We start from the raw sequence: 25,902 nt of genomic DNA, 5'->3' as shown, positions 1-25,902 counted from the left end.
TGTCGGGGCAGCCCCTCAACAGAGGGGCTTGTTGCTCCAGATCCATCAATGGGTTTCCGCCGTGCGGGGATGCCTGATCGGCTGTACCTCGCAGAAGCCACTGGCGGGGGATGCGAAGTGCGCTGCGCGCGCTTCGCCCCAGACGTTGCTGCGCAACGTTCGGGCCCCTCCCCTTGCCGGCCTCTCCCCGCCCCTGTCGGGGCAGCCCCTCAACAGAGGGGCTTGTTGCTCCAGATCCATCAATGGGTTTCCGTCGTGCGGGGATGCCTGGTCGACCGTCCCGCTTGCACGTTCGATGGCCGTCCAACGACAGGATCTGCCCCACGTCGTGGCACCCCGCGCTTCCTGTCCACGCCCTGACCACTGGCCGTGCCGTGGCGATGCAACGACACGCTGGCACTCACTGCCTGTTGCTATGCTCGGGCCACAGGGGATTGATGCCCGCTATCGGGCCGGATGAGGAACATCAACATGCGGTATTTCATGACGAAGCTAGTGATCACCTCCGCCTTGCTGATCGGCAGCGGCACCGCAGTCGCACAGGGCGGCGGTGCGGCGCAGTTCGGCGCACTGGGAGGCACGCATGCAGGCAATGCCCTGGCGTGCGGCGCAACCCCGGAACAGGCCGCCAAGCTGCGCGCAAGCCACAAGGCACAGGCAAAAACCGTGTTCGGCGCCGAAGCAGGCTTCGACCAGGCCTATGACACGGCCGAAGCGCAGACACAGAAGAAGATCACCGATGCCTGGAAGAAGGGCCAGTACAAGCCCACCAGCGAAGTCTGCAACGAACTGATGAAGCAGGTGCGTTCATGACGCAGAAGCACGGATCGACGATGTCCGCAGTGCGCGCGAGCCTGTTGGCCGCCAGCCTGGTACTGGCACTGGGTGCCTGCAAGCGCGCTGGCGAAGCGCCTGCAGAGGGTGGCGCTTCCTCGGCCGCACCTTCCAGCACCGCAGCCGAACCATCACCGCAGGCGGCTGCGGCCACGGATGGAAGCCAGAAGGCCGCAGCGTTCAATGTTGCCGAGCTGCCCGTATCGCAGGCAACGATCGGCAGCTTCCCTTATCTCGGACTGCCGCAGGGCTACACCAGCCAGGACGTCGTAGACAGCGAATTCGATCGCGTACCGTTCTGGACCGGCGATCGCGTGGAATGGATTGAAGGCAAGGTTCATTCTTCGGTCCTGCAGAGCAGCAGCGATCACCCTTATTCGCAGCTGGAGCTCAGCCGCAATGTACAGAGCCTGGTCGAGGCCCTGGGGGGCAAGCGCATTTTCTCCGGCACCATACCGGCCGATGCATCGCGTGACATCGGTAACAGCAAGGCGGCGACCACCTATGTCGGCGGCATCGGCGACATCTACAACGAACCCGCAGAAACCTATGTCATCCATCGCGAAGATCGCGATATCTGGATTCACCTGGGCTCGGGTGGAAACTCCGGCGGCCTGCTCGTCGCAGAGACAAAACCGGTGCAGATCACGGCCAAGGTCATTGAAGCGGACACGCTGAAACAGGCACTGGACAGCAGTGGCAAGGTATCCATCCAGGTGAACTTCGCAACCGACGCCGCCGAGATCCTGCCCGATTCGGAACCGCAGATCGCACAGGTCACCCAGCTGTTGAAGGCCGACCCACAGCTTCGCCTTTCCGTTGAAGGACACACCGACAACAGCGGCAGCCAATCGCACAACCAGACGCTCTCGCAGGCGCGTGCGGAGTCGGTGCGCACGCGTCTTGTCGGCGGTGGAATCGCAGCCGAACGCCTGAGCGCGAAAGGCTATGGGCAGAGCCAGCCGGTCGCCGACAACGCAACCGAAGAAGGGCGTCGCGCCAATCGTCGCGTGGAACTGGTCAAGCGCTGATATCACCACGACGTTACTGCGTTGAAGCGCTCCGGAAAAAGCACATGCCCTGCATGTGCTTTTTTTTTCCGCGCCGCACGGTCATTTGTTTTGCCGCGGATGCAACGAGATAAAAACACGCGGATCTCTCATCCCGTTCGAACAAGAAGCAGGCCGTGCACGCGCCCTCTGTAGCGCGCCAATATTCCGGCACCACAAGCCGCCTGCGTGACACAAATATGTCAGTTAAGTGTTAATTTCCTTAACGAAAAGCGGTGCATCTAGCTCAAATTTGACGTGATTATGTGCAGACAATTGTTAATCTGCAGTGTGCATCACATTTTCAAATATTTCATTGCATATCGGAAAAACCTGACTTGTATCGTCAATTTTCTGTCGATAGGCTTGGCCCCGTTCTCGAACAAGCGACAAATTTTCGACGAACCAGGGTGTGAGCTTCCTGTCTTTACCTCGCCCTGCCATTAATCAGGATCCCCCAGCGGACACGCCGAATATCCCGCACACCCGGGAGGATTCCTGCCATCAAGGAGGAAATACATGGAACGCAGCCGTCGTCACATCCGTTTTTCCCGTAAGCAGGCCGGTCAGGGCATGACCGAGTACATCATCATCACCGCGCTGATCGCCATCGCCGCGATCGGAGCCGTCACCTTCTTCGGAGGCACGGTTCGCAGCCAGGTGGCAGGCATGTCGAAAGAACTTTCCGGCCAGAGCGCGACGCAGTCGATCAACCGCGCCAAGAACCAGGCCAACAGCGCCCAGCAGGAAGCTGACAAGACCAAGGGCATGGACGCGTACAAGAACAAGTAATACCCCAGCCCTGGCGGCATGAAGCCGCCAGGGCCCTCCCAGCATAATCTCCCTGCGCGCACCGCACGCGGCGCGCGACGGGCAGCCATGGCCTCCGGCCCAGGAATTCGTTATGCGCAGCGCATTGGCTTTGGCACGAAGCCGTGCGGCCCGGGGCGTTTCCAGCCACCGAACGGTCGCCGGCCAAGCAATGGTTCTCGGGCTGGCACTCATTCTGGTTCTATGCATCGGGATTGTCCTGCTGTTCAACACAGGGCAGGTGGTGAACAAGAAGGTGGAGTTGGTCAATGCGGCTGACGCCGCCGCCTACAGCGTTGCGATCCAGCAGGCACGCGCACTGAACTACGCGGCCTACATGAACCGTGCCCGCGTTGCCAACGAAGTGGCCGTGGCACAGACGATCAGCCTCTATTCGTGGCTGAACCAGATGCACACCACCTCCATCGTCATCCGCACCACGCTGGATGTGCTCTCCGCCATTCCCTACATCGGCGTGGTGTTCAAGGCATTGGCAACCGCCTTCAAGGTCGCCGAACGCATTCTCAAGGTCACCCGCCAGGCGTTCCAGCCTGTCGCGCAGGCGGCCATCATCGCCATCGACAAGCTCAACATGATGTTCGCCGCCTCGGTGCAGCTCGTCATCGAGGGCGTATCGCGGCTGGACAGCTACACCATCGCCAAGGATGTGCTGCAGCGGAACTCACCGCAGGCACAACTGGGCACCATCGGAACCGCGGTGCTCGGCACGCAACTGGCCACGGCCGAGAACCGGCTGCTGCAGCGCTACAGCATTCCCCGTACCGCCAACGGTGGCTCGGCCACGCAGCGCCAGGGCGCCGACCGCTTCCGCAATGTGGTGATGCAGTCGCGTGATGGCTTCAGCAAGAGCCGCAGCGATGATTTCCTCGGCTTCCTGGTGCAGTCCGGCGGCACCGACATGGTCGACTACAACCGATGGGCAGCGCTGGACACCATGGCCGTCGAGCTTCCGCTGCCATGGCCGCTTTCCGATATCGATATTCCAGTCGGCTGGGGCGGTGCGCAGGCCGTGGAAAGCTATCGCAACCAGCGCTTCCTCAACGGCTTCGGCAACGGCAACGGCTGGTACTCGGACTGGGACCGCCGCCGCTACCGCCCGTATGGCGAAGCGGTGCGCCGCAATCGTGGCGCGGCGTGGATTGTCGACCGCAGCCAGGATGCCAACGTGCGCTTCGCCAATGGCCAGCATCGCAAGGCCTTCTTCACCGGCTACAACGGCCTGCGCGACTATCACGACGTCAAGGCCGGGCAGGCACTGCAGCCCTACGCCGAGAATGATCGTGACCGCGACAAGGTCGGCCCGGTCTTCACCATCTATGCCGAGACCGCCGGCACCAGCGCGCGCACCACGTCCGGCGCCGGCATCGGCGCCCCGGCCGGCTCGCAGATGGAACTGCCGGACAGGATGGCCAACAACAAGATCGCCGCACTTTCCTCCGCGCAGGTGTTCTTCGACCGCCCGGTGCAGCTGCGCATGTTCAGCCGCGATGACCGCAAGCGTGAAACCGGAAACCTGTTCAGCCCTTACTGGCAGGCACGACTGGTCAAGACCGATGCCACCACCAAGGCTGCCCTGGCGGCAGCCGGAGCCTTGATGCCATGACGTTTGCTGTTTTCAATCGCCTGCACCTGTCGATCGCCACACTGCTGATCAGCGGCTGTGGCAGCGCGGCGGACAACGGCGAGCCCGCCGCTGCCAGGAACATGCCGGGCATCCATCTTGACCAGATTGCCGAAACCCTGGTGGATGGACGCAACGCGGCGCGCACCAGCTACCAGCAGGCACTGAGCGACTGCCAGGCGGCAGGATTGCCGACCCGCGCACTGGATGACGCCGATGTCGCCCGCCTGGGAACCGTTCGTTACGAAGCCTGGCTTTCCAGCAAAGAGGAAGTGTTCCGTACCCGCGAGTGGCGCCTGCTCAACGATGGCCCTGCGACCAGCTGCCAGTTCCGGCTGGAGGCCACCGGCCTGCAGGAGACCCAGAGCGCCTCCGGCGTGGAGCAGGTCGATCTGGCAACGGGAGAGCGTAGCCAGTCCCCCGCCGACAGCGACGGGCTCACCCGCTTTGCCGCCGAAGCCGACGAAGGCAGCGCCTCGCCGGGCTTCCAGCGCGCGGGCAACCGCAGGGTCGCTGGCCAGCCGTGCAACGTGTGGAAGGACGAGAACGGACGGTTCAGCCAGTGCGTGTGGTCGGCTGGTGCCAGCTGGGGCTTCACCCCCGGTGCACTGAACGACTACCGGCCGAGCCGCTACGCCATTGTCCTGGAGCAGGAACCCCTCGACGGCAATGGCACCCGCCTGACCACGCAGCGCATGACGGTGGGCCAACCCTTTGAACGCGGCGACCTCGAGGTACCGCGCGAACCGTCCTCCCAACGATGACCTGCTGAGGTAGCCATGGACAGGGAACGCCCATTCCGCGGCGCGCGTCGCCAGCGCGGCCAGAGTCTCACCGAAGTCGCCGTGCTCTGCGCCGTGCTGGTGCCGATCTTCCTGCTGATCCCGATCCTGGCCAAGTACATCCACGCCCGCCAAGCCACCCAGCAGGCCGCGCGCGCGATCGCCTGGGAAGCCACCGTATCGCCGGACTACAAGCTGCCGGCCAGCGGCCGCCAGCGCGATCTTGCCGTCGACCGCTATTTCGGGCGTGCCAACGATCCCATCGTCAGCCAGGCGCAGACCGGCGCACGCGATGCCGCCGTCGGCGACGTCCTGATGAATACCTTCTCCAACCAGCCGCTGGTGCGGCGCGGTGACCTCGCCCTGGTCTCCTACACCAGCACGTCGGCAGGCGGCATGATGAAGAAGATCGGCGACGTGACCTCGATGTTCGGTTCGTTCCCGCCCAACCGCAACGGCCTGACCCAGGCCCAGCTGCGGTTGGATGTGCAGGATCTGAAAAGTGCCAACGGCAGTGCTGCCGCCTATCTGGAACCCTTCGATTCGCTGGGCCTGAAGCTGCAGGCCACCCATGTGGTGCTGGCCGACCCCTGGAATGCAGCCGGTTCCGGGCTCAAGGTCAACTCGTCACGCTCGGTGATCGCGCAGGTCAAGCCACTGGTGCCATCCCAGCACATGGCGGGCATCGCCAAGGCGTTTGACGGCCTCTCCGGCATCCCGATGATCGGGACGCTGAGCAGGCTTGATCCCGGTTACATCGCGCCCGACGTGGTGCCTGTCGACAAGTTGCCTGCCTATGCGCCGTCGCGTTGACCTGCTGGCGGCACTGGCCGCGTTGCTGTTCGCCTGGCCTGCGCTGGCCGCGTCCTGGCCGGACATTCCCGAGCCCGAGGGCGCGCAGAGCGAGTGGGTGGCCAAGGACATGCTCTACAACGGCCTGCCCATGCGCATCTCGCGCTTCACGTCCGCATTGCCGGTGTTGTCCATCGTCAGCTACTACAACCGCGAATGGCCCGGGCAGACCGTGATCAACGAGGTCGGCGGCAAGACCGTGATCGGCCACGCACACGGCGAGTACTACGTGACCATCGAGGTATCGGCCAAGGGCAGTGGCAGCCAGTCACAGATCGGCGTTACACGCCTGCTCAAGCGCAAGCCCGATGCCGCGGCCGGCGCCGATTTCCCGAAACCGTCCGGGACGCAGGTGATCAATGACATCACCTACCTGGACACGCCCGGGCGCAGCCTGTCCATGGAAAGCACGCTGTCTCCGTTCCAGACCGATGCCTTCTATGCCAGCCGCCTCCCTGCGGACGGCTGGAGCCGAAGTTCCGGCCCTGCGGGCTGTTCGATGATCGCCCTGCAGTGCGTTGTCCGCTACAGCAAGGGCAGCCAGGAAATGACCATGACCTTCAACCGGCACGAGCAGGGAACCTCGATTGTCGTCAACCAGTCGCAGCACTGAGACCACCGCCATGAGAAAACGCATTCCCCCGTCCCTACGCCGCCAGCGCGGGGCCGCACTGATCGAGTACGCCGTGGTCGCTTCCGTCGGTGTCCTGGTCCTGGTCGCCGAGCCGAACATCGTGCTCGAGCTGATCGATTCACTGCGCAAGGCGTACCAGGGGTTCACCTACATGCTGTCGATGGGAGTCGTATGAAGGCGCTCCCGCTGAAAGCCAACCGCAACGTCGTCTTCATCATCATTGCCCTCGCCCTCGGCCTGTTCGCGGCCCTGGTCGCCGTGCGCTACGTGCAGAAGGCGGTGAACGAGCGTGCCGCTCCGCCGGTGGAAACGGTGCCGGTAGCCGTGCCCAAGACCGACATGGAGCCGGGCAGCATTGTCACCGTTGCCGACCTTGCAGTACGCGAAGTCCCCGCCGACCTGCCGCCTGCCGATGCGATCACGCCGGACAATGTGTCCGAGTACAGCGGCCGCATGCTGCGCGCGCCGATCCGCGAAGGTGCACCGCTGGGTGCCAGTGCACTGGTACCGCTGTACGACCAGTTCTCGCGCGTGATCGCCAAGGGCAACGTGGGCTACACCCTCCAGGTGGACGAGACGAACTCGATCTCCGGCATGATTGCTCCCGGGGATCACGTCGACATCCTGCTGACCGTCGAGCAGGAACAGACCGGTGCCCGGGTGCTGCCGCTGCTTGAGGACATCAACGTGCTGGCAACCGGCAACCGCGTCGGCGAAACGCCGGCCTCGGAAGACCAGCAGGGCTATTCGAACATCACTCTGGAACTGACACCGGCACAGGCGCAGCGACTCACGGTCGCCGCCAAGGCCGGTTCGATGCGGGTGATGCTTCGCCAGGTGGAGGATCGTGGTGCGTTCGGCCTCAGTGGCATGACGCAGAGGGAACTGCTCGGCAACGGCACGCAGGGTCGTGCTGGCGTGCAATTCATCATTGGGGGCAAAGGGTCGACGAATGCGCAGCAATAATGGAATCCGCAGCCTCATCGCCGCCACTGCGGCCATCGCTGTTGTCACCTTGCCACTGCTGGCCGTGGCACAGACCACCGGCACCCAGCTGACCCCGGTACAGGTCATGGCCGCACCGCGCCCTGCTGTCCAGGCGCAACCGCAGCCCAACACCAACCACGCACCGGTACCCGGTGGGCAGAGCGCCTTCCCGGCGCCGGTTCCCGATCCCGCCTATCGCACCAGCGCGTCGGCCATGCCCGCGGTGCCACTGCCCACCCGCGCCCGGATCTATGCCGGCCAGGCCGCCGTCTACACGCTGCCCAGCGGGCTCAAGCGCGTGGCCGTCGGTAGTGGCGAGATGCTCGAGGTCACCAACGTCGGCCCGCGCGACCTGATCATGATGGGCATGAAGCCCGGCTCCACCACGGTTCACCTGTGGCTGCAGAACGGCAAGCAGCTGCAGGTGCAGGTGGACATCTCCGAGAACGATGCCGTCAGCCTGGCCGAGACTATCCGTACCCTGCTGGCCGACGTGGAAAAGATCAATGTGCATGCGGTCGCTGACCGTGTGGTCATTACCGGCCAGGACATCAACCCGGGCATCGGCAGCCGCATCGATGCGATACAGAAGATCTACCCGACGGTGTTGAATTTCACTACCGCCGACCCGGTGGGCATGCGCCCGATGGTGCAGATGGACGTGAAGATCATGGAATTCGACACCAATGCGCTGGAAGAACTCGGCATCCAGTGGGACAACGTCATCCGTGGCCCGGTGGCGGGCATCGTCAAGGATTTCACCAACAACAACTACTACCGCATCAACCCCGAGCAGAGCCCGGCCAACGGCGTGCTGCTGCCGAACAAGCTGCAGGGAACCCAGGCCTTCTTTGGCATCGCCACGCAGATCGGCTCGGCGATCAACCTGATGATGAACAAGGGCAAGGCGTTCCTGCTGGCCTCGCCCCAACTCAGCGCCCGCAGCGGCGGGCAGGCCAAGTTCCTGGCCGGCGGCGAAGTGCCGATCCCGGTTCCGCAGGGTTTCGGCCAGGTCACCGTCGACTACAAGGAATACGGCATCAAGCTCGACATCGAGCCCCTGGTCAACTTCAACCAGGACATCTCCACCCGCATCCTGGCTGAGGTCAGCCGCGTCGATCCGACGGTGACCGTGCAGGGCGTGCCTGGCTTCACCACCCGCCGCACCGAGTCGGAAATCAACGTCCACGCAGGGGAAACCATCGTCATCTCCGGGCTGATCGACTCCAGCGCGCAGCAGGATGCCAAGCGCCTGCCGCTGCTGGGCGATATCCCGATCCTCGGAAAGCTGTTCCGCTCCGATGGCTTCCGTGGCAATCGTACCGAGCTGGTGATGTTCGTTACTCCGCGCGTGGTGACGCCGGGCTCGCAGGAAAACCTCGATGGCCTGGAGCGTGCGCGACAGATCCAGGAGCGCGGCCAGCAGGCCATGCCGCGCAGGAACAAAGATTTCGTGCAGTGACCGGAGCCGTCGCATGTTCAACATCCTCATCGACACACCCAACCGCGACCAGCGACGTGTCCGCTGCCTGCACCGTGAATGCGGGATCGGCCGTGGCGACGGCAACCTGGTGGTGCTGCAGGGCTGGAGCATCGCCCAACGCCATGCGGCGCTGAAGCGCGAGGACGAGGGCATCTTCATCGAGAGCCTGGGAGGCCGCTCGCCGGTACTGGTGAATGGCGAACAGGTCAAAGGCAGCCGTGGCCCGCTCACCAGCCGTGACCGGGTGCAGATCGGCGACTACCTGCTGCAGGTGGTGGACGACGACCCGCCGGCCGAACCCACCGCCGATGCTGGAAGTTTCAATGCGGGCGCGGCCAACGATGTACCGGTGGACGCCACGCCCGCACCGGCACCCGCACCGGCGCAGCCATCCAGCGAACGCCAGCTGGCGCGGCCGGAGCAGCTGCCGCCGGACATGGCGGTCTATCGTGCAAAGCTGCATGCCTCGCTGGTCAAGCAGATGGACCTGCGCCGGCTTGACGTGCGCAGCATGGACGATGAGTCGCTGCGCAACGCCACGATCAAGCTGATCGATGAAGTGATGCAACGGGAGTTCTCCGAGCTTCCCAAGACGATCAACCCACGCAGGCTGGCCAAGGAGGTGCTCGATGAGGCCATCGGCCTGGGCCCGCTGGAAGACCTGATCGACGATGCGACGGTGACGGAAATCATGGTCAACGCGCACGACCAGATCTTCATTGAACGTGCGGGCCGGATCGAACGGTCCCCCATTGTCTTCACCAGTGACCGCGCGGTGCTGTCAGCCATCGAGCGCATCGTGACGCCCCTCGGTCGCCGCATCGACGAAAGCTCGCCGATGGTCGACGCGCGACTGAAGGATGGCTCCCGCGTCAACGCCATCATTCCGCCGGTGGCGCTGCGCGGCCCGAGCATCAGCATCCGAAAGTTCGCCAAGCGCAAGCTGGAAGGAAAGGACCTGCTCACCTTCGGTTCGCTCAGCCAGCCGATGCTGGAATTCCTGATCGTTGCGGTGCGCGAACGGCGCAACATCGTCGTCACCGGCGGCACCGGCTCCGGCAAGACCACCCTGCTCAACATCCTTTCCAACTTCATTCCCGATACCGATCGCATCGTCACCATCGAGGACGCGGCCGAACTGAAGCTCGTCCAGCCCAACCTGGTTGCCCTGGAAGCGCGTCCTCCCAACATGGAAGGCAAGGGCCATATTTCCATCCGCGACCTGGTGCGCAACGCGCTGCGCATGCGCCCGGACCGCATCGTGGTCGGCGAGTGCCGCGGCGGCGAAGCACTGGACATGCTGCAGGCCATGAACACCGGCCACGAAGGATCGCTGACCACCGCCCATGCCAACAATCCGCGCGAGGCGCTGTCGCGCCTGGAAGTGATGGTCATGATGTCCGGCATGGAGCTGCCGATGACGGTGGTGCGCGAACAGATCTCGTCGGCAGTGGACCTGATCGTGCACCAGAAGCGCTTCCCCTGCGGTTCGCGCAAGGTCAGCCACATCACTGAGTTGACGGGCATGGAAAGCGGAACCATCCAGCTGCAGGATGTGTTCCTGTTCAAGGCACGCTCCACTGCCGGACGCGATGGCAAGGTGGTGGGCGAGTTCGTCGCGACCGGTGCAGTGCCGGAGTTCTATGAAGAGCTTGCCGAGCGCGGCGTCGCCGTTGACCTGGACATTTTCCGTACCGGGGGACGGCGGAATGAGTGACATCCTGCTGATCGCCCTGCTGTGTTTTGCCTGCGTGACGGGCTCGGTGCTGTTGCTGGCGCGTGCCAGCTCCGGCTTCATGGACCGTTACCGCGCCAACTTCATGGACCAGGCGCGGGTCAATCTGGCCGACATGTTCCTGTTCGTCGACCCGCGCGTGCTGTTCAGGACCAACGTCCTGATGCTGCTGGCGATTCCCGTGCTGCTGTGGATCGTCACCGGCGGCAACCTGCTGCTGCCGATCCTGGCCCTGATCCTGCTGGCCATAGCGCCACGCAAGATCTACCTGTGGCTGAAGCAGCGCCGCCTCGACCAGATCCAGCAGCAGTTGCCCGACGGGCTGCTGATGCTGGCCGGCAGCCTCAAGGCCGGCGTCGGCTTCAATCCTGCGCTGGAAGCACTGGCCCATGACGGCCTGCCTCCGCTGGCCCAGGAGCTGGCACTGGTACTGCGCGAGCAGCACATGGGCGTGCGCACGGAGGAGGCACTGGACAACTTCGCCGCCCGCGTGCCCATTGCCGACGTGAAGCTGTTCGTGGCCGCCGTCAGCATTTCGCGCGAGGTTGGTGGCAATCTCGCCGAGAGCCTCTCCACGCTCGCCGAAACGCTGCGGCGCAAGCTCATCATGGAAGGCAAGGTCAAGGCACTTACCGCGCAGGGGCGCCTGCAGGGCATCGTCATGGCGATGCTGCCAGCCGGCCTTGTCGGCTTCCTCGTGCTGTTCTATCCAGAAACGATGAACCCCATGTTCCACACCTTCATCGGCTGGTGCGTCATGGCCCTGATCGGGGTACTGGAATACCTCGGCTACCGCATGTGCCGCAAAATCATGACGATCGATATATGAACGCCCTGCTCATCCTGGTCGCACTGCTTGCCGCTGCCGCTGTTGGGCTGCTTGCATTCGCGCTGCGCGGACTGGTGCAGTCGGTCGAGGTGGACCAGCGCAACTACCAGGATCCGCTGCCGCTGCTGCTGCGCATCCTGTGGCCGCTGATTACGGTCGCTACGCGCCTGGCCGGGCCGCGCCTGTCCTCGGCACAGCTGGAGCGCGCGCATCGCAGCCTGCAGTCGGCCGGCCAGGACTTCGTGCTGTCACCGGAAGAACTGTATGGCGCACGCATTGTCTCCGCCGCCGTGGCCAGTACCTTCCTGTTGCTCACCATCATCCTGCTGGGCCGGTTCGGAGTCGGCTCCGTGCTGATGGCCCTGGCATTCGGCGCACCCTTCGGGTGGATGTATCCCACGCTGTGGCTGGGCGAACGGCGGAAAGCGCGCTCCAAGCATGTGATCCGCGACCTGCCTATCTTCCTCGACTTCATCACCATGGCCGTCGAAGCGGGCCTGAACATCACCGGTGCGATCGAACAGTCCGTCGACAAGGGTCCACCCGGTCCGCTGTCACAGGAGTTCTCGCGCATGTTGCGTGATCTGCGCGCCGGCCTTCCGCGTGCCGAAGCGCTGCGGCGCATGTCCGATCGCGCCGACATTTCCCAGGTGACCAGCTTCACCAGCGCTTTGATCCAGGCGGACCGGGTGGGTGCCAGCCTGAGTGACACACTGCGCTCGCAGGCCATGCAGCGCCGCGAAGAGCGCTTCCTTCGCGCCGAGAAGCTGGCCCTGGAAGCGCCGGTGAAGATGATGCTGCCGCTGGTGCTGTTCTTCTTCCCGCTGATCTTCGTCGTCCTGGCCTACTTCATCTTCCTGCAGATGAAGCAGCAGGGCATCCTGTGAGTCCGCGCACATGAGAACCGGCGCCCTGATCCGCAACCACCAGCAGTTGCTCAGCTGCGTCTGGCATGCCGATCGCTGGCACCAGCGGCTGCGCGGCCTGCTGTTGCGCGCGCCACTCCAGCCTGGGCAGGGCCTGCTGATAACCCCCTGCTCGAGCGTGCACACCCTGGCCATGGGGTATCCACTCGACCTGTTGTTCCTGGACCGCGATCAGCGCGCCGTTGGCTGGCGCGAGGCCGTGCGCCCATGGCGCGGCGCCTGGTGCCGCGGCGCCTACTCGACGCTGGAAATGCCGGTGGACAGCCTCAGGCATATTGCTCCGGTGCTGGGCGAGACGTTCCAATGGTGCCCTTCTCCGCCTGCGGCACCGCCATCCACGAGGGCGTTGCAATGAAGCACATCCGCACATCCATCCGCCAGCAGCGGGGGCAATCGCTGATTGAATTCTGCATCGTGGTTCCGGCCTTCGTCTTCCTCATCCTGGTCATCTTCCAGTTCGTCCTGATCTATCGCGCCAAGTCGCTGCTGGATTTCGCCACGCTGCAGGCCGCGCGTGCCGGCGCGGTCAGTGGCGTCAATCATTCCGAGATGCGCAGCGCACTGGAAATGGCAATGGCTCCCCTGTACGCGACCTCGCCGGATGCCGCCGGTGCCGTCGCCGCCCGCGCCAAGGTCGCCCTGCTGTGGAAGAACCCGTTGCTGTCACCGAAGATCGAGGTCATTTCACCCAGCCGCGCGGCGTACAACGAGTTCCGCGAGCGCCAGTTCGATGGGCGCTATGCGCTGCCGAACGACAATCTTGCCTTCCGCGATGCACGTGTCGGCAGCAGCCGCGTCAGCGTGCAGGACGCCAACATCCTCAAGATCAAGGTCACCTATCCGATGCCCCTGATCGTTCCCTTTGCCGACCGGGTGATTGCCGGTCTTTCAGACCTGGTCAGCGAAGGCGACAGCTTCCGCCCGGCCTCGATGCTGATCGAGGACCCGATCACCGGCCATCGCCGCATGCCGATCGAGTCCTACGCGATCGTCCGCATGCAGAGCCCCGTGCATGACAGCAACAACCTGGCGCGCTGACATGCACGTGCTGCTGGCCAGCCTGTTGATGGCAGCAACCTGGGCCGTCGCCGCGCAATCCACGGACGCTGCTGACAACGAACCTCCACAGGCGCGATTGCTGGCACGCGCTTATGGCCTGGGCCCACTCGGTCCAAGCTCGCCTGGTGGTGAGGTCGAGGTCGAGATCCGTTTGCGCGGGCCTGCCATCCGTATTGATTTCCGCGGCGACAATGCGCCCGATGCATGGCTGACCACCCAGGGCCAGCGCGGCCGGGCATGGCTGGTGAGCGAGCGCGGCAACTACACGCTGCCGGTCGCCGACGCCAGTGGTCCCTACTGGTACGATCCTGCCGCCCCATGCCACACGATCGGAGGGCGCTGCTCTCCCGCACCCGGCGAGTTCATCCTGGGTCGCCTCGCTGCCGGCTGGCGCTATGACAATGCGCAGGGCCCTGATGGCACCACCTCCGGCACGTTGTGGATCGATACCCGCACGGGCCTGCTGCTGGGTTACCGCGGACGCACCGGCAACCAGCGTACCGAACGCGGCCTGCGGGTTACCGAGGTCACATTCGATGAGGTGCCGTCGAGCCTGTTCGACCCGCCCGCCGGATTGCGGCGACGCACGCAGGATGCGGCGAACTGAGCGAGGTGGTTGCAGTGCCGACACCGTGGCGCGGGAGGTCTCACTCCCTCCGCGCCGGTAGATCCACGCAGCGCGTGGATCTACCGCTGGCCCGCCCCCCTTAGAAGCCTACCCGCAGGTTGATCTGCCCGCCGACATCGCGGCGGCCATCACCGTGCTGGCCCTGCACGAACATCGACAGCTGGCTGTTGCGACCCAGGCCGACCGCCACGCCGAGCTGGCTGACCAGCGCATTGCGTGCCATCACCGCGCTGTAGACATCGAAGGCATCGCCACCGACCGCGAAGCGGTTGCGCCTGGCCACATCGGTGTCACCCGATGCATGCTGCCAGCCCAGGCCGACGGTCAGCTGCGCCGGGAAGCGCGCGCCGCTACCCACGTCCCAGCGGCCCCGCACGCCCACCGTGCTGACGTTGAGCGTGTCCTTGCCGCCTTCCAGCACCAGTGCGGCACTGCCACCCTGCTCCAGCGCACGATCACTGTCGACCCAGTGCCGGGTGAACTGCACGTACGGCTGCAGTTGGGTCCTGCCATGGGTCCAGGTCCAGCTGCCTTCGACCTGGGCGATGGTCACGTCCGAATCCTGGCGGCTGTACAGGGTCTGGCCCAGCAGAGGCACTTCACGCGTGGTGCGCGTGCGGTAGTCACCGCGCGACACGCTGCCACCGACCGCAAAGCCGTTGTTCCACTGTCCCTGTGCATACAGGCCGAACGTGTTGCCGCGCAGGCGGGCGCGCGAACTGCGATCGTACAGGCGCGTATCCAGCCGTTCGTTGCCGGCCGCCGCACCCAGCACCACGTGTTCACCCAGCTGCCAGTCCACACCCGCCATCACCGCATTGCGGTTGGAACGGATCTCATTGCCATTGCCATCGCCATCCTGCTTGAACACCTTGCCGCTACCAGCCAGCCAGGCCGAGGCACGCTCACCACGCACGGTCGGCAGCTCACTGCCCAGGCGTTGGCGGATGCCCTCTTCCAGATAGTTGTCGTACAGCAGCACCGCGCGGCTGGCCGCGTGCACTTCGCCGGAGAGCTGGTCGAATGCGCTGCGCGCAGTGCTGGCGTCATACAGCAGCACCGTGTTGTACAGGCCCAGCGCCGCGCCACTCTGCGGCAGGCTGTCCAGCGCCGCAGCGGTGTTGTACTGGTTGCGCGTGTTGGCCACGGTGGTAAACGCCGCCGTCTGCGCCACGTCGATCTGCAGGTTGGCGGTGTTGGCGGTGTAGACCGGGGTGATGGTCAGGAAGGCCGACGGCGAGTTCGCCGAGGCGAACTGCCCGCTCACCCCACCGCCCGCGTTGATCACCGTGTACTGCTGGCCCTGCTGGTAGCTGGTGCTCGGCGAGATGGTGTTCACCTTTACGGTGCTGCCACCCACGTTGGCGCTGCCGCCCACCTGTACCGTATCGCTGCCGCTGGCACCCAGATCGATGCCCAGCGTGCTGCCCGGCGACAGGGTCAGGTTGCCACCCACGGTGATCGTGCCGGTGCCATTGCCTGTGCCGCTGCCGTTGCCCGGGCCATTACCCGGCGACAGCACGCCACCACTGGACACCGTCACGCCACCGCCGGTGCCACCAATGGTGCCGGTGCCGGACAGCGTGGTACCGCTGCCGATGGTCCACTGGCCGCCGATGGTGCCGGTGACATTCAGGCCGCCGCCGGTGACCTGGCCGGTACCGTTGAAGCCACCACTGTTGCCGCCGAGGTTCAGGCCACCGGGGCCGGCCTGCACGATGCTGCCGCCGCCGCTGATGCTGCCGCCCAGCGTGGTGGTGCCACCGGTGTTGATCACCAGGCCACCGTTGTTGGTGATGTTGCCGGTGATCGCGCCGCTGGCCCCACCGTTGCCGACCTGTACCGTGCCACCGGCGTTGATGGTGGTGCCACCGGTATAGGTGTTGTTGCCGGTCAGGATCACGGTGCCGGTACCGGCCTGGGTCAGGCCGCCGCTGCCGCTGATGGTGCCGCCGACGGTGCTGTTGCCGCCCACGTTGAACACCAGGCTGCCGTTGTTGCTGACGTTACCGGTGATCGCACCGCTCGCGCCGCCGTTGCCGACCTGCAGCGTGCCGCCGGTGTTGATGGTGGTGCCACCGGTATAGGTGTTGTTGCCGGTCAGGATCACGGTGCCGGTACCGGCCTGGCTCAGGCCGCCGCTGCCGCTGATGGTGCCGCCGACGGTGCTGTTGCCACCCACGTTGAACACCAGGCTGCCGTTGTTGACGACACTGCCGCCGATCGCACCGGTCGCGCCACCATTGCCAACCTGCAGCGTGCCACCGGCGTTGATGGTGGTCGGGCCGGTATAGGTGTTGTTGCCGGTCAGGGTCAGCGTGCCGCTGCCGGCCTGGGTCAGGCCGCCACTGCCGCTGATGGTGCCGCCCAGCGTGGTGTTGCCGGCCACGTTGGACAGCAGCGTGCCATTGTTGGTGACATCACCGACGATCGAACCGGTCGCACCGCCATTGCCCAGCTGCAGCGTGCCACCCGCATTGATGGTGGTACCGCCGGTGTAGCTGTTGGTGCCGGTCAGCAGCAGCGTACCGCTGCCGGCCTGGGTCAGGCCACCACTGCCGCTGATGGTGCCGCCCAGCGCGGTGTTGCCGGCAACGTTGGAGATCAACGCACCGTTGTTGGTGATGTCGCCGGCGATGGCGCCGGTTGTACCGCCATTGCCCACCTGCAGCGTGCCGCCGGCATTGATGGTGGTACCGCCGCTGTAGGTGTTGTTGCCGACCAGGGTCAGCACCCCGCTGCCGGCCTGGGTCAGGCCACCACTGCCACTGATCGCGCCGCCGACGGTGGTGTTGCCCGCGACGTCGAAGACCAGGCTGCCGTTGTTGGCGACATTTCCGGTGATCGCACCGGTGGCACCGCCATTGCCCACCTGCAGCGTGCCACCGGCATTGATGGTGGTACCGCCGGTATAGGTGTTGTTGCCGGTCAGGGTCAGCGTACCGGCACCGGCCTGGGTCAGGCCACCGGTGCCGCTGATGGTGCCGCCCAGCAAGGTGTTGCCGGCCACGTTGGACACCAGCGCACCGTTGTTGGTGATGTCACCGACGATCGCGCCGGTCGCACCGCCATTGCCCACCTGCAGCGTGCCGCCGGCATTGATGATGGTACCGCCGGTGTAGGTGTTGTTGCCGGTCAGCACCAGCGTGCCACTACCGGCCTGGGTCAGGCCGCCGCTGCCACTGACCACCGCGCCCACGGTTGCCGTCGTGCCCAGGTTGTAGACCAGGCTGCCATTGTTGGTGATGTCGCCCAGCACCGAGCCGGTGCTGCCGCCGTTGCCGATCTGCAGCGTGCTGCCACCATTGATGGTGGTGCCGCCGGTATAGACGTTGTCGCCGCTCAAGGTCAGCGTGCCGGTGCCGCTCTGCACCAGGCCACCAGTGCCACTGAGCACACCGCCGAAGGTGGTGCTGCCGTTGTTGCCGCCGGTGGTCAGGGTCGCACCGCCCAGCACTACGCTGGATCCGGTCACGCCGGCCAGGCCACCGATGCTCTGGCTGCCACCGGCACTGATGTCCAACGTGCCGGCGCCGGACAGGTTCACCGTGCTGGCACCGGACAGGCTGCCACCGGCCGCCACCGCCAGCGTGCCGCTGTTGATGGTGGTGGTACCGGTGTAGGTGCTGGCGCCGCCCAGGGTGACGGTTGCCGCGCCATCTTTCAGCAGGCCGCCAGCGCCGCTGATCGGGCCATTCAAGGTCAGCGCGTTGCTGCCCGCCAGGGTCAGCGTGCCATTGGCCAGCTGCACGGTGTTGGCCAGGGTCAGCGCGCTGGTGCCGTCCAGGCTGGCGTTGCCGCCCACGGTCAGCGCGCCGGTGCCCAGCGAACCGTCGTTGCCCAGCAGCAGGCCACCGGCATTGAGGGTCACGCCGCCCGTGAAGACGTTGACGCCAGTCAAGCCCTGGATGCCTGCGCCGTTCTTTACCAGGCCACCGGCCCCTCCGATGGTGCCGGCGAACGTGGTATTGCCCACGCCATTGAGGGTCAGCGTGCTGCCGCCCAGCGCAACGGTCGAACCCGCCACGCCTGCCAGCGAACCGATCGCCTGCGCACCACCCGCGCTGATGTCGAAGGTGGTACCGGCATTGGCCAAGTTCACCGCACCGGTCGCCGCCAGGCTGCCACCGGCGCCGATCGCCAGCGTGCCGGCGTTGATGGTGGTACCCCCGGTGAAGGTGTTGGTGCCGGTCAGCGTCTGGGTCCCCGAGCCTTCCTTGATCAGGCCACCCGAGCCGGCCAACGAACCACTGAACGTGCCATTGCTGGCATCACCGATCGTCAGCGTGTTGGCCCCCAGGTTCACCGTACCGTTGCCGACCAGTGTGCCGAACTGCTGCGTGCCGCTGCCCGCCGACAGATCGAAGGTCGCACCCGAGGCCAGGTTGACGATGCCACTGGCGTGCAGGCTCGCGCCAGCACCCAGTGCCAATGTACCGGCGTTGATGTTGGTGCCACCGGTGTAGGTGTTGGTGCCGTTCAGGGTCAGCGTTGCGGCTCCCTCCTTGGTCAGGCTGCCGGTGCCGCTCAGGTTGCCGTTGAGGGTGAGGTTGTTGCTGCCGAGGACGGTCAACGCGTTGTTGAGGGTGAAGTTGTTGGCGAGGGTGACCGCTGTGTTCGAATCGAGCGTTGCAGCGCCTGCGACCGTCACCGCACCGGTGCCCAGCGCAGCATTGTTGCCGACCACCAGGCCGCCGGCGTTGAGCGTTACGCCGCCGCTGAAGGTGCTGCCGCCGTTGAGCGTCTGCACGCCTGCGCCGTTCTTGACCAGCCCGCCGTTGCCACTGATCGCACCGCTGAAGGTGCTGTCCACGGTGCCGCCCAGGGTCAGCGTGCTGCCACCCAGCGCCACCGTACTGCCGGCGACGCCGGCCAGCGAGCCGATGGCCTGGTTGCCCGCCGAAATGTCGAACGTGCCGGCACCGGCCAGGTTCACCGCGCCGGTCGCGGCGAGGCTGCCACCCGCGCCGATCGCCAGCGTGCCGTTGTTGATGGTGGTACCACCGGTGTAGGTGTTGGCACCGCTCAGGGTCACGGTGGTCGCACCGTCCTTGACCAGGCCGCCGGTACCGGAAATCACACCGCCCAGTGTCAGCGCCTGGCTGCCAAGCAGGTCGAGGTTCGCGCCCGCTGCGAGCCCGATGTTGTTGGCCAGGTTGACGCCTGTCGATGCATCCAGCGTCGCGTTGCCGCCCACTGCCAGCGCACCGCTGCCGAGCGCAGCGTTGTTGCCGACCACCAGGCCACCACCGTTGAGTGCGACGCCACCACTGAACAGATTGGCGCCTCCCAGTGTGAGGACGCCGGCGCCATTCTTGACCAGGCCACCGGTGCCGGAAATCGCGCCATCGAAGAGGCTGTTGCCCACACCACCGAGTGTCAGCGTCTGTGCACCCAGGCTCACCGTCGAGCCCGCCACGCCGTTCAACGAGCCGATGGTCTGGTTGGCACCTGCGGTGGAGATATCGAAGCCGGTGCCTGCAGCGCTCAGCGTCACCGCGCCGGTGGCTGCAAGGCTGCCGCCCGGACCAATCGCCAGCGTACCGGCAGTGATGAAGGTGCCGCCGGTGTAGGTGTTGGCACCGGTCAGCGTCTCGATGCCCGTACCGACCTTGGTCAGGCCACCCGTGCCTGCGATCGAGCCACTGAAGGTGCCATTGGTGGCGCCGCCGACTTCGATCGAGTTGGCGCCGAGGTTCACCGTACCGTTGCCGACCAGGGTTCCGAACACCTGCGTGCCGCTGCCGGCAGACAGATCCAGCGTGGCACCTGTGGCGAGGTTCACGGTACCGCTCGCCGCCAGGCTGGCACCGGCCCCCAGCGCCAGCGTGCCGGCATTGATGTTGGTGCCACCGGTATAGCTGTTGATGCCATTCAAGGTCAGCGTCGCGCTGCCGTTCTTGGTCAGGCTGCCGGCACCGGAAAGGACGCCGTTGAGCGTCAGTGCGTTGGTCCCGAGCACGGTCAGCCCGGCGTTGAGCGCGATGTTGTTGGCCAGCGTTGCCAGGCCGGTGGTATCCAGCGTGGCAGCACCGCCGACCGTCAATGCACCGGTGCCCAGCGCCGCGTCATTGCCGAGTACCAGCCCGCCTGCATTGAGGGTCACGCCGCCGCCAAAGGTGTTGGCACCGGACAGCGTCTGTACGCCCGCGCCCACCTTGATCAGCCCCCCGCCGCCACTGATCACGCCGTCGAACGCGGCGTTGCCGGCCGTACCGAACGTCAATGAGTTTCCGCCCAGCGCCAGCGTGCTGCCGCCCAGACCATTGAGTGCGCCGATGGTCTGGCTGCTGCCGGCACCGGAGATATCGAAGCCGGCGCCCGCGCCCAACGTGACGTCACCCGCCGCGGCCAGGCTGCCGCCCGTGCCCAGCGCCAGCGTGCCGGCATTGATGGTGGTACCGCCGGTGTAGGTGTTGGCACCGGACAGCGTCAGCGTGGTAGCGCCGTTCTTGATCAGGCTGCCATTGCCGCCGACTACGCCCGACAGCGTCAGCGCATTGCTGCCCGGCACCGTCAGTGCAACGCCCGAGCCCAGCGTGACCGCATTGCCGAGCGTCACTGCCGCGCCCGCATCCAGCGTGGTGCTGGTATTCACCGCCAGCGCGCCGGTACCAAGCGCACCATCCGCACCGACGACCAGGCCACCACCGTTCAGGGTCAAGCCGCCACCGAAGGTGTTGGTGTTGTTGAGGGTCAGCAGGCCCGTACCGTTCTTGACCAGGCTGCCATTGCCGGCCACCACGCCACCGAGCGTGACATCGTTGCTGCCGCCCAGCGTCAGCTGCGTGCCCGCACCGAAGTTCACTGCATTGGCCAGGTTCAACGCCACCGTGCTGTCCAGCGTGGTAGTGCCACCGATGCCCAGCGCACCGGTGCCGAGCGCGCTGGCATTGCCGAGGATCAGGCCACCCGCGTTGAGTGCAACACCGCCACTGAAGGTGTTGGCACCGGACAGCGTCTGCACGCCGGTACCCGTCTTGACCAGGCCGCCAGTGCCACCGATCACGCCGGCAAAGCTGCCGTTGCCGGCGCCGCCAAAGGTCAGCGACTGCGCGCCCAGCGCCAGCTGGCTGCCTGCGACGCCGTTGAGTGCGCCAATGGTCTGCGCGGCACCGGCTGCGGAGATGTCCAGCGTCGCACCGGCACCGGCAAGATCCACCGCACCGGCCGCGGCAAGGCTGCCACCGGCCCCCAGCGCCAGCGTGCCGGCGTTGACGGTGGTGCCACCCCCGAACGTGTTGGCGCCAGACAGCGTGAGGCGCGCCGCGCCATCCTTGATCAGCCCGCCGGCGCCGAACACCGGACCGGTCAGCGTCAGGTCATTGCTGCCCAGCACGGTGAGGTTGGCGCCGGCGGCGAGGCCGAGGGTGTTGCCCACCGAAAGCGCCGCAGTGGCATCCAGCGAAGCGTTGCCGCCCACGTCCAGCTGGCCGGTACCCAGCGCCTGTGCGTTGCCAAGCTGCAGTACGCCCGCGTTGAGCCCGACGCCCCCGCTGAACGTATTGGCGCCGTTCAACGCCAGTGTCGCCGCACCGTTCTTGACCAGCCCGCCGGTGCCGCTGATGACGCCCCCCAGCGACACGTTCTGGCTGCCCAGCAGATCCAGCACCGCACCGGCGCCGAGGTTGACGCTGTTGGCCAGGTCTAGCGCCACCGAACTGTCCAGCGTGGTGTTGGCCCCCACAGACAATGCACCGGTGCCCAGCGCGCCGGCATTGCCCAGCAGCAGGCCGCCGCCGTTGACGGTCAGCCCGCCACCGAAGCTGTTGGCGCCATTGAGAGTCAAGGTGGTGGCACCGTTCTTCACCAGCCTGCCCGCACCGGACACCACCCCACCCAGCGTGATCGACTGCGAACCCGGCAGCGACAACGCGGCGCCTGCACCCAGTGCCACGTTGTTGCCCAGGTTCAGCGGCGCACTGCCGTCGAGCGAGACGTTGCCACCGATGCCCAGCGTCCCGGTGCCGAGTGCGCCGCTGTTGCCCAGCAGCAGGGCGCCAGCGTTCGCGCTCAGTCCACCACTGAAGGTGTTGGTACCGTTCAAGGTCAGTGTCGCCGCGCCGTTCTTGACCAGGCTGCCTGTGCCCGTGATGTTGCCGGCCAGGGCCAGGTTCTGGCTGCCCGGCAGGGTCAGGGCCGCGCCGAGGTTGATCGCATTGCCCAGGTTCAGCGCTGTCGTGGCATCCAGCGAACCGTTGCCACTGACCGTCAACGCCCCGCTGCCGATCGCACTGCTGTCGCCCAGCAGCAGGCCACCCGCCGTCAGATTCACGCCGCCACTGAAGGTGTTGGCGCCGCTCAGCGTCTGCACGCCGGTGCCCTGCTTGATCAGGCCACCGGTGCCGCCGATCACGCCGGCGAACGTCTGGTTGGTGGCATCACCGAAGGTGAGCGTGCTGCTGCCCAGCGTCACCGTGCTGCCGGCAATACCGGACAGCGCGCCGATGGTCTGGTTGCCGCCGAGCGAGATGTCCAGGTCCGCGCCAACGCCGGCCAGGCTGACCGCACCGCCGGCGGCCAGGCTTCCGCCGCTGCCCACCGCAACCTTGCCGGCATTGATCGCCAGGCCGCCGGTGAAGGTATTTGCGCCACCCAGCGTAAGCGTGGCGGCACCGTTCTTGACCAGGCTGCCGGTGCCACCGATGGCGCCGCCCAGCGTCAATGCGTTCGAGCCCAGCACATTGAGCGAGCCACCCGCGCCCAGCGTGATGCCATTGCCGACCGCAAGCGCCGCGCTGGTGTCGAGCGACACCACGCCACCAACATTCAGCGCACCGGTTCCCAGTGCTCCAGCGTTGCCCAGCACCAGGCTGCCGGCATTGAACGCCACGCCGCCGCCGAAGGTGTTGGCGCCATTGAGCGTCAGCGACGACGCACCGCTCTTGACCAGGCCACCGGCGCCACCGATCACGCCGTTGAACGTCAACGCCTGGTTGCCGAGCAGATTGAGGCTGGCACCCGAACCGAGGTTGACCGCGTTGGCCAGTGCAAGCGCCCCCGTGGTTCCATCGAGCGTCACGTTGCCGCCGACACTGAGCGCACCGCTGCCCAGCGCAGCAGCATTGCCCAGCAGCAGGCCGCCGCCGTTGAGTGCCACGCCGCCACTGAGGTTGTTCACGCCCGACAAGGTCTGCACGCCGGTGCCCAGCTTGACCAGGCCACCCGTGCCTGCGGCGAACGTGCCGCTGTAGCTGGTATCGCCCAGCCCCGCGAGGGTGAGCGTGTGGCTGCCCAGGTTGACCGAACCGCCGAGGCCCGCCAGCGAACCGATGGTCTGGTTGGCGGCCGCCGACAGGTCCAGGGTGGTACCGACGCCGACCGTGATCGCACCGGTGGGTGACAGGCTGCCGCCCGCGCCCAGCGCCAACGCGCCTCCGGCCAGGTTGAAACTGCCGGTCAGCGCATTGGCGCCGTTCAAGGTGAGGGTGCCGGCGCCGCTCTTGGTCAGGTTGCCGGCACCGGAGATCGAACCGTTCAATGACAACGCATTGCTGCCCAGCAGGTTCAGCGAGCCCCCGCCATTGATCACCAGATTGTTGCCCAGGGTGAAGCCCGCCGTCGTATCCAGTGAAGCGCTGCCACCCACGGTCAGGTTGCCGCTGCCCAGTGCACCGGCATTGCCCAGCACCAGGCCGCCGGCATTGAGGTTGACGCCGCCGGAGAACAGGTTTGCGCCGCCGAGAGTAACGATGCCGGTATTGTTGACCGTCAGCCCGCCAGTACCGGACAGCAAGCCCCCCAGGCTGAACGCATTGGTCCCTGCCAGGGACAGATTGCCACCAAGGCTGAAAGCGTTGGCCAGGTTCAGACCGGCCGTGGCAGAGGCGATGGCACCGCCGTTGGCGGTGAACAGCCCTGTGCCGAAGGAACCGGCATTGTTGAAATTGACCAGGCCATCATTGAGCGTGGTCGTACCTGCACCCGCCCACGCACCCTGCAGGTTCCAGGTGCCGCTGTTGACGGTGAGCTTCTGGAAGTTGAGGTACTGGTTCCAGCCCAGCGTGGTCACCGCTCCGCCGGTGCCGGACCCCGGACCGCTGACGACGTTCTGCAACACCAGCGTGTTGTTGGCCGCACCACTGCCGGTACCGGCGTCGACCGATCCCGCAGCCGCAACCTTTACCCCGGTGACACCGGTAATCACGCCGGCAAGAGCGCTGCCGCCGCCGCTCACAACGCTGGAACCCGACACTGCGGTGAAGGTGTTGCCGCCGGTTGAATCACCCAGGTGAACGCTGCCGCTGACCGCCCCCGAATTGAGGAACGTGTTACCGCCAGAAGCACCCAGGCCGACGCGTCCGTCGATGGTGCCTGTGTTGGTCACATTGGCGGCTGCACCACCATAGGTAACCACCGTGGTCGCGTCGGAAACGCTGCCTGCACCGATCAGCGACGTGCTGATCAGGCCGGCGTTGTTGATGGTGGTGGTGCCGTTGACATTCTGTGCCACCAGCGCCTGTCCACCGAAGCCCAGCAGCGTCGCAATGTTGACGACACCCTTGATCTGTCCGCTGGCGTTGTTGTTGACGACGATCGCGCTGTTGTTGGCAGAACCATTGCCGATGACCAGGCCGGGCGAGGCGAGGATGATCGAGCTCGGATCGATCGTGCCATTGTTGTTGACCGTCACGTTGTCGCCGGTCAGCGTTGCTGCGTTGCCGCCACCTACGATCGGCGGCGTACGCAGCAATGCACCCGCGTCGATGTTCAGCGTGAGGCCGTTGGTCGCGTTGGAGTAGTTGTTGATGCTGGTGGTGCTGTCGCAGTTTACGGTTGTGGTGCCCGTGCACGCTGCGAATGCCGATCCGCTGGCCAGTGTGGCGGCCAAAGCCGCCGCCAGCTGGTGCGCCCGCAATCGCGGCACCCGCCCTGCGCTGACCGCGCTTCCGCCGGGGTTCTGGGCGACCTCCGAAGCAACCTGCATTACCCCAAGGGCACGATTGAAAACCAGACGGTAAATGCGGTTCATCGGTAAATCTCCATGAAAAGACCGGATGGCACAGCTGGCAGGTTTTTTGGAGACAATGCGGCCCACCCCGGCTCCCCGAACGGGAACAAGGCCTGAAGGCATTAACTCCTGAAAATCTTCAAATCTTCACGCGATCGCACCCGGGGACAGGTGCGCCAGCGCGTCCGTCAAGGCGAAAACTCCCCGATTTCGCCCGACGAATGGCGGCACTGTGCGACCGACGGTGCCAGCGGCATGTGAATCACGCGCCCTATTTTTATGACGTGCGTCAAATAACAGGGGCGGACAAAATGGTTTTGCCGAAAATGCATATTGCTGCATGTGGCGGAGAATCCATTCCCCGCCATGAGTAAATAAATTCAGCTGCTGGAGAGTTTCATCAGCACCAGGCCGGAAACGATCAACACCGCCGCACCGATCCGCATCGGGCTGACTTGCTCGCCCAGGAACACAATGCCAACCACGAACGCCCCGACCGCGCCGATGCCGGTCCAGATCGTATAGGCGGTTCCCAGCGGCAGGCTGCGCATGGCCACCGCCAGCAACCAGAAGCTGGCGATCATGCCGATGATGGTGACCACGGTGGGGGTGAGCCGGGTGAAGCCTTCGGACTGCTTCATGGACACGGCCCAGACGATTTCCAGCAGGCCGGCAAACAACAGATAGATCCAGGCCATGAC

General features: G+C 65.6%; 18 protein-coding genes. 16 read left to right on the top strand and 2 right to left on the bottom strand.

Going from position 1 to position 25,902, the window contains the following annotated elements; all coding sequences use genetic code 11:
* Nucleotides 1-483 precede the first annotated feature (483 nt).
* The 16 genes from AC5P7F_RS18100 (at nucleotide 484) to AC5P7F_RS18025 (ending at nucleotide 14,229) form a co-directional block, all read left to right on the top strand.
* Nucleotides 484-813 (top strand): hypothetical protein, encoded by a 330-nt coding sequence (locus tag AC5P7F_RS18100; protein WP_126411778.1) that lies wholly within the window; start codon nucleotides 484-486, stop codon nucleotides 811-813.
* A 44-nt stretch (nucleotides 814-857) separates the two neighbouring features.
* On the top strand, nucleotides 858-1,865 hold the full coding sequence (locus tag AC5P7F_RS18095; RefSeq protein WP_168708242.1) for an OmpA family protein: 1,008 nt from the start codon (nucleotides 858-860) through the stop codon (nucleotides 1,863-1,865).
* Between the two features lie 537 nt (nucleotides 1,866-2,402).
* Entirely contained in the window at nucleotides 2,403-2,675 is a 273-nt protein-coding gene (locus AC5P7F_RS18090; protein WP_014036176.1) for a hypothetical protein, read from the top strand.
* A 112-nt stretch (nucleotides 2,676-2,787) separates the two neighbouring features.
* Nucleotides 2,788-4,317 (top strand): pilus assembly protein TadG-related protein, encoded by a 1,530-nt coding sequence (locus AC5P7F_RS18085; RefSeq protein WP_227864258.1) that lies wholly within the window; start codon nucleotides 2,788-2,790, stop codon nucleotides 4,315-4,317.
* On the top strand, nucleotides 4,314-5,099 hold the full coding sequence (locus AC5P7F_RS18080; RefSeq protein WP_014646173.1) for a hypothetical protein: 786 nt from the start codon (nucleotides 4,314-4,316) through the stop codon (nucleotides 5,097-5,099). The genes AC5P7F_RS18085 and AC5P7F_RS18080 overlap by 4 nt, the downstream gene beginning before the upstream one ends.
* Before the next feature lie 15 nt (nucleotides 5,100-5,114).
* Complete coding sequence (locus tag AC5P7F_RS18075; protein WP_014036173.1) at nucleotides 5,115-5,930, top strand: TadE/TadG family type IV pilus assembly protein; 816 nt, start codon at nucleotides 5,115-5,117, stop codon at nucleotides 5,928-5,930.
* A complete protein-coding gene (locus AC5P7F_RS18070; RefSeq protein WP_164077818.1) occupies nucleotides 5,914-6,582 on the top strand; it encodes a hypothetical protein in 669 nt (222 codons plus the stop codon). Before AC5P7F_RS18075 ends, AC5P7F_RS18070 begins: the two co-directional genes overlap by 17 nt.
* Nucleotides 6,583-6,592: 10 nt before the next feature.
* A complete protein-coding gene (locus tag AC5P7F_RS18065; RefSeq protein ID WP_014646171.1) occupies nucleotides 6,593-6,778 on the top strand; it encodes a hypothetical protein in 186 nt (61 codons plus the stop codon).
* Entirely contained in the window at nucleotides 6,775-7,569 is a 795-nt protein-coding gene (gene cpaB / locus AC5P7F_RS18060) for a Flp pilus assembly protein CpaB (protein ID WP_053495263.1), read from the top strand. The genes AC5P7F_RS18065 and cpaB overlap by 4 nt, the downstream gene beginning before the upstream one ends.
* Nucleotides 7,556-9,052, top strand: coding sequence for a type II and III secretion system protein family protein (locus AC5P7F_RS18055; RefSeq protein WP_164077819.1), 1,497 nt, complete (start codon nucleotides 7,556-7,558; stop codon nucleotides 9,050-9,052). Before cpaB ends, AC5P7F_RS18055 begins: the two co-directional genes overlap by 14 nt.
* A 13-nt stretch (nucleotides 9,053-9,065) precedes the next feature.
* Nucleotides 9,066-10,790 (top strand): TadA family conjugal transfer-associated ATPase, encoded by a 1,725-nt coding sequence (locus AC5P7F_RS18050; protein ID WP_080342718.1) that lies wholly within the window; start codon nucleotides 9,066-9,068, stop codon nucleotides 10,788-10,790.
* Nucleotides 10,783-11,637, top strand: a complete 855-nt coding sequence (locus AC5P7F_RS18045) for a type II secretion system F family protein (RefSeq protein ID WP_014646168.1) — start codon at nucleotides 10,783-10,785, stop codon at nucleotides 11,635-11,637. The genes AC5P7F_RS18050 and AC5P7F_RS18045 overlap by 8 nt, the downstream gene beginning before the upstream one ends.
* Entirely contained in the window at nucleotides 11,634-12,524 is an 891-nt protein-coding gene (locus AC5P7F_RS18040; RefSeq protein WP_014646167.1) for a type II secretion system F family protein, read from the top strand. The genes AC5P7F_RS18045 and AC5P7F_RS18040 overlap by 4 nt, the downstream gene beginning before the upstream one ends.
* A gap of 10 nt (nucleotides 12,525-12,534) precedes the next feature.
* Nucleotides 12,535-12,918: a DUF192 domain-containing protein gene (locus AC5P7F_RS18035; protein WP_041863110.1), complete on the top strand. Its 384-nt coding sequence runs from the start codon at nucleotides 12,535-12,537 to the stop codon at nucleotides 12,916-12,918.
* Nucleotides 12,915-13,601: a TadE/TadG family type IV pilus assembly protein gene (locus AC5P7F_RS18030; RefSeq protein WP_032958205.1), complete on the top strand. Its 687-nt coding sequence runs from the start codon at nucleotides 12,915-12,917 to the stop codon at nucleotides 13,599-13,601. Before AC5P7F_RS18035 ends, AC5P7F_RS18030 begins: the two co-directional genes overlap by 4 nt.
* A gap of 1 nt (nucleotide 13,602) precedes the next feature.
* Nucleotides 13,603-14,229, top strand: coding sequence for a hypothetical protein (locus AC5P7F_RS18025; RefSeq protein WP_164077820.1), 627 nt, complete (start codon nucleotides 13,603-13,605; stop codon nucleotides 14,227-14,229).
* A gap of 100 nt (nucleotides 14,230-14,329) precedes the next feature.
* Here the strand turns inward: AC5P7F_RS18025 and AC5P7F_RS18020 are convergent, their stop codons facing one another.
* Nucleotides 14,330-25,222, bottom strand: a complete 10,893-nt coding sequence (locus AC5P7F_RS18020) for an autotransporter-associated beta strand repeat-containing protein (RefSeq protein WP_197602837.1) — start codon at nucleotides 25,220-25,222, stop codon at nucleotides 14,330-14,332.
* A 359-nt stretch (nucleotides 25,223-25,581) separates the two neighbouring features.
* Nucleotides 25,582-25,899, bottom strand: coding sequence for a DMT family transporter (locus AC5P7F_RS18015; RefSeq protein WP_005415486.1), 318 nt, complete (start codon nucleotides 25,897-25,899; stop codon nucleotides 25,582-25,584).
* Between the last annotated feature and the right edge of the window lie 3 nt (nucleotides 25,900-25,902).

The organism is Stenotrophomonas sp. YJH_SMC_105-26, assembly GCF_059368915.1.
This window is presented reverse-complemented; position numbering and strand designations above follow the sequence as displayed.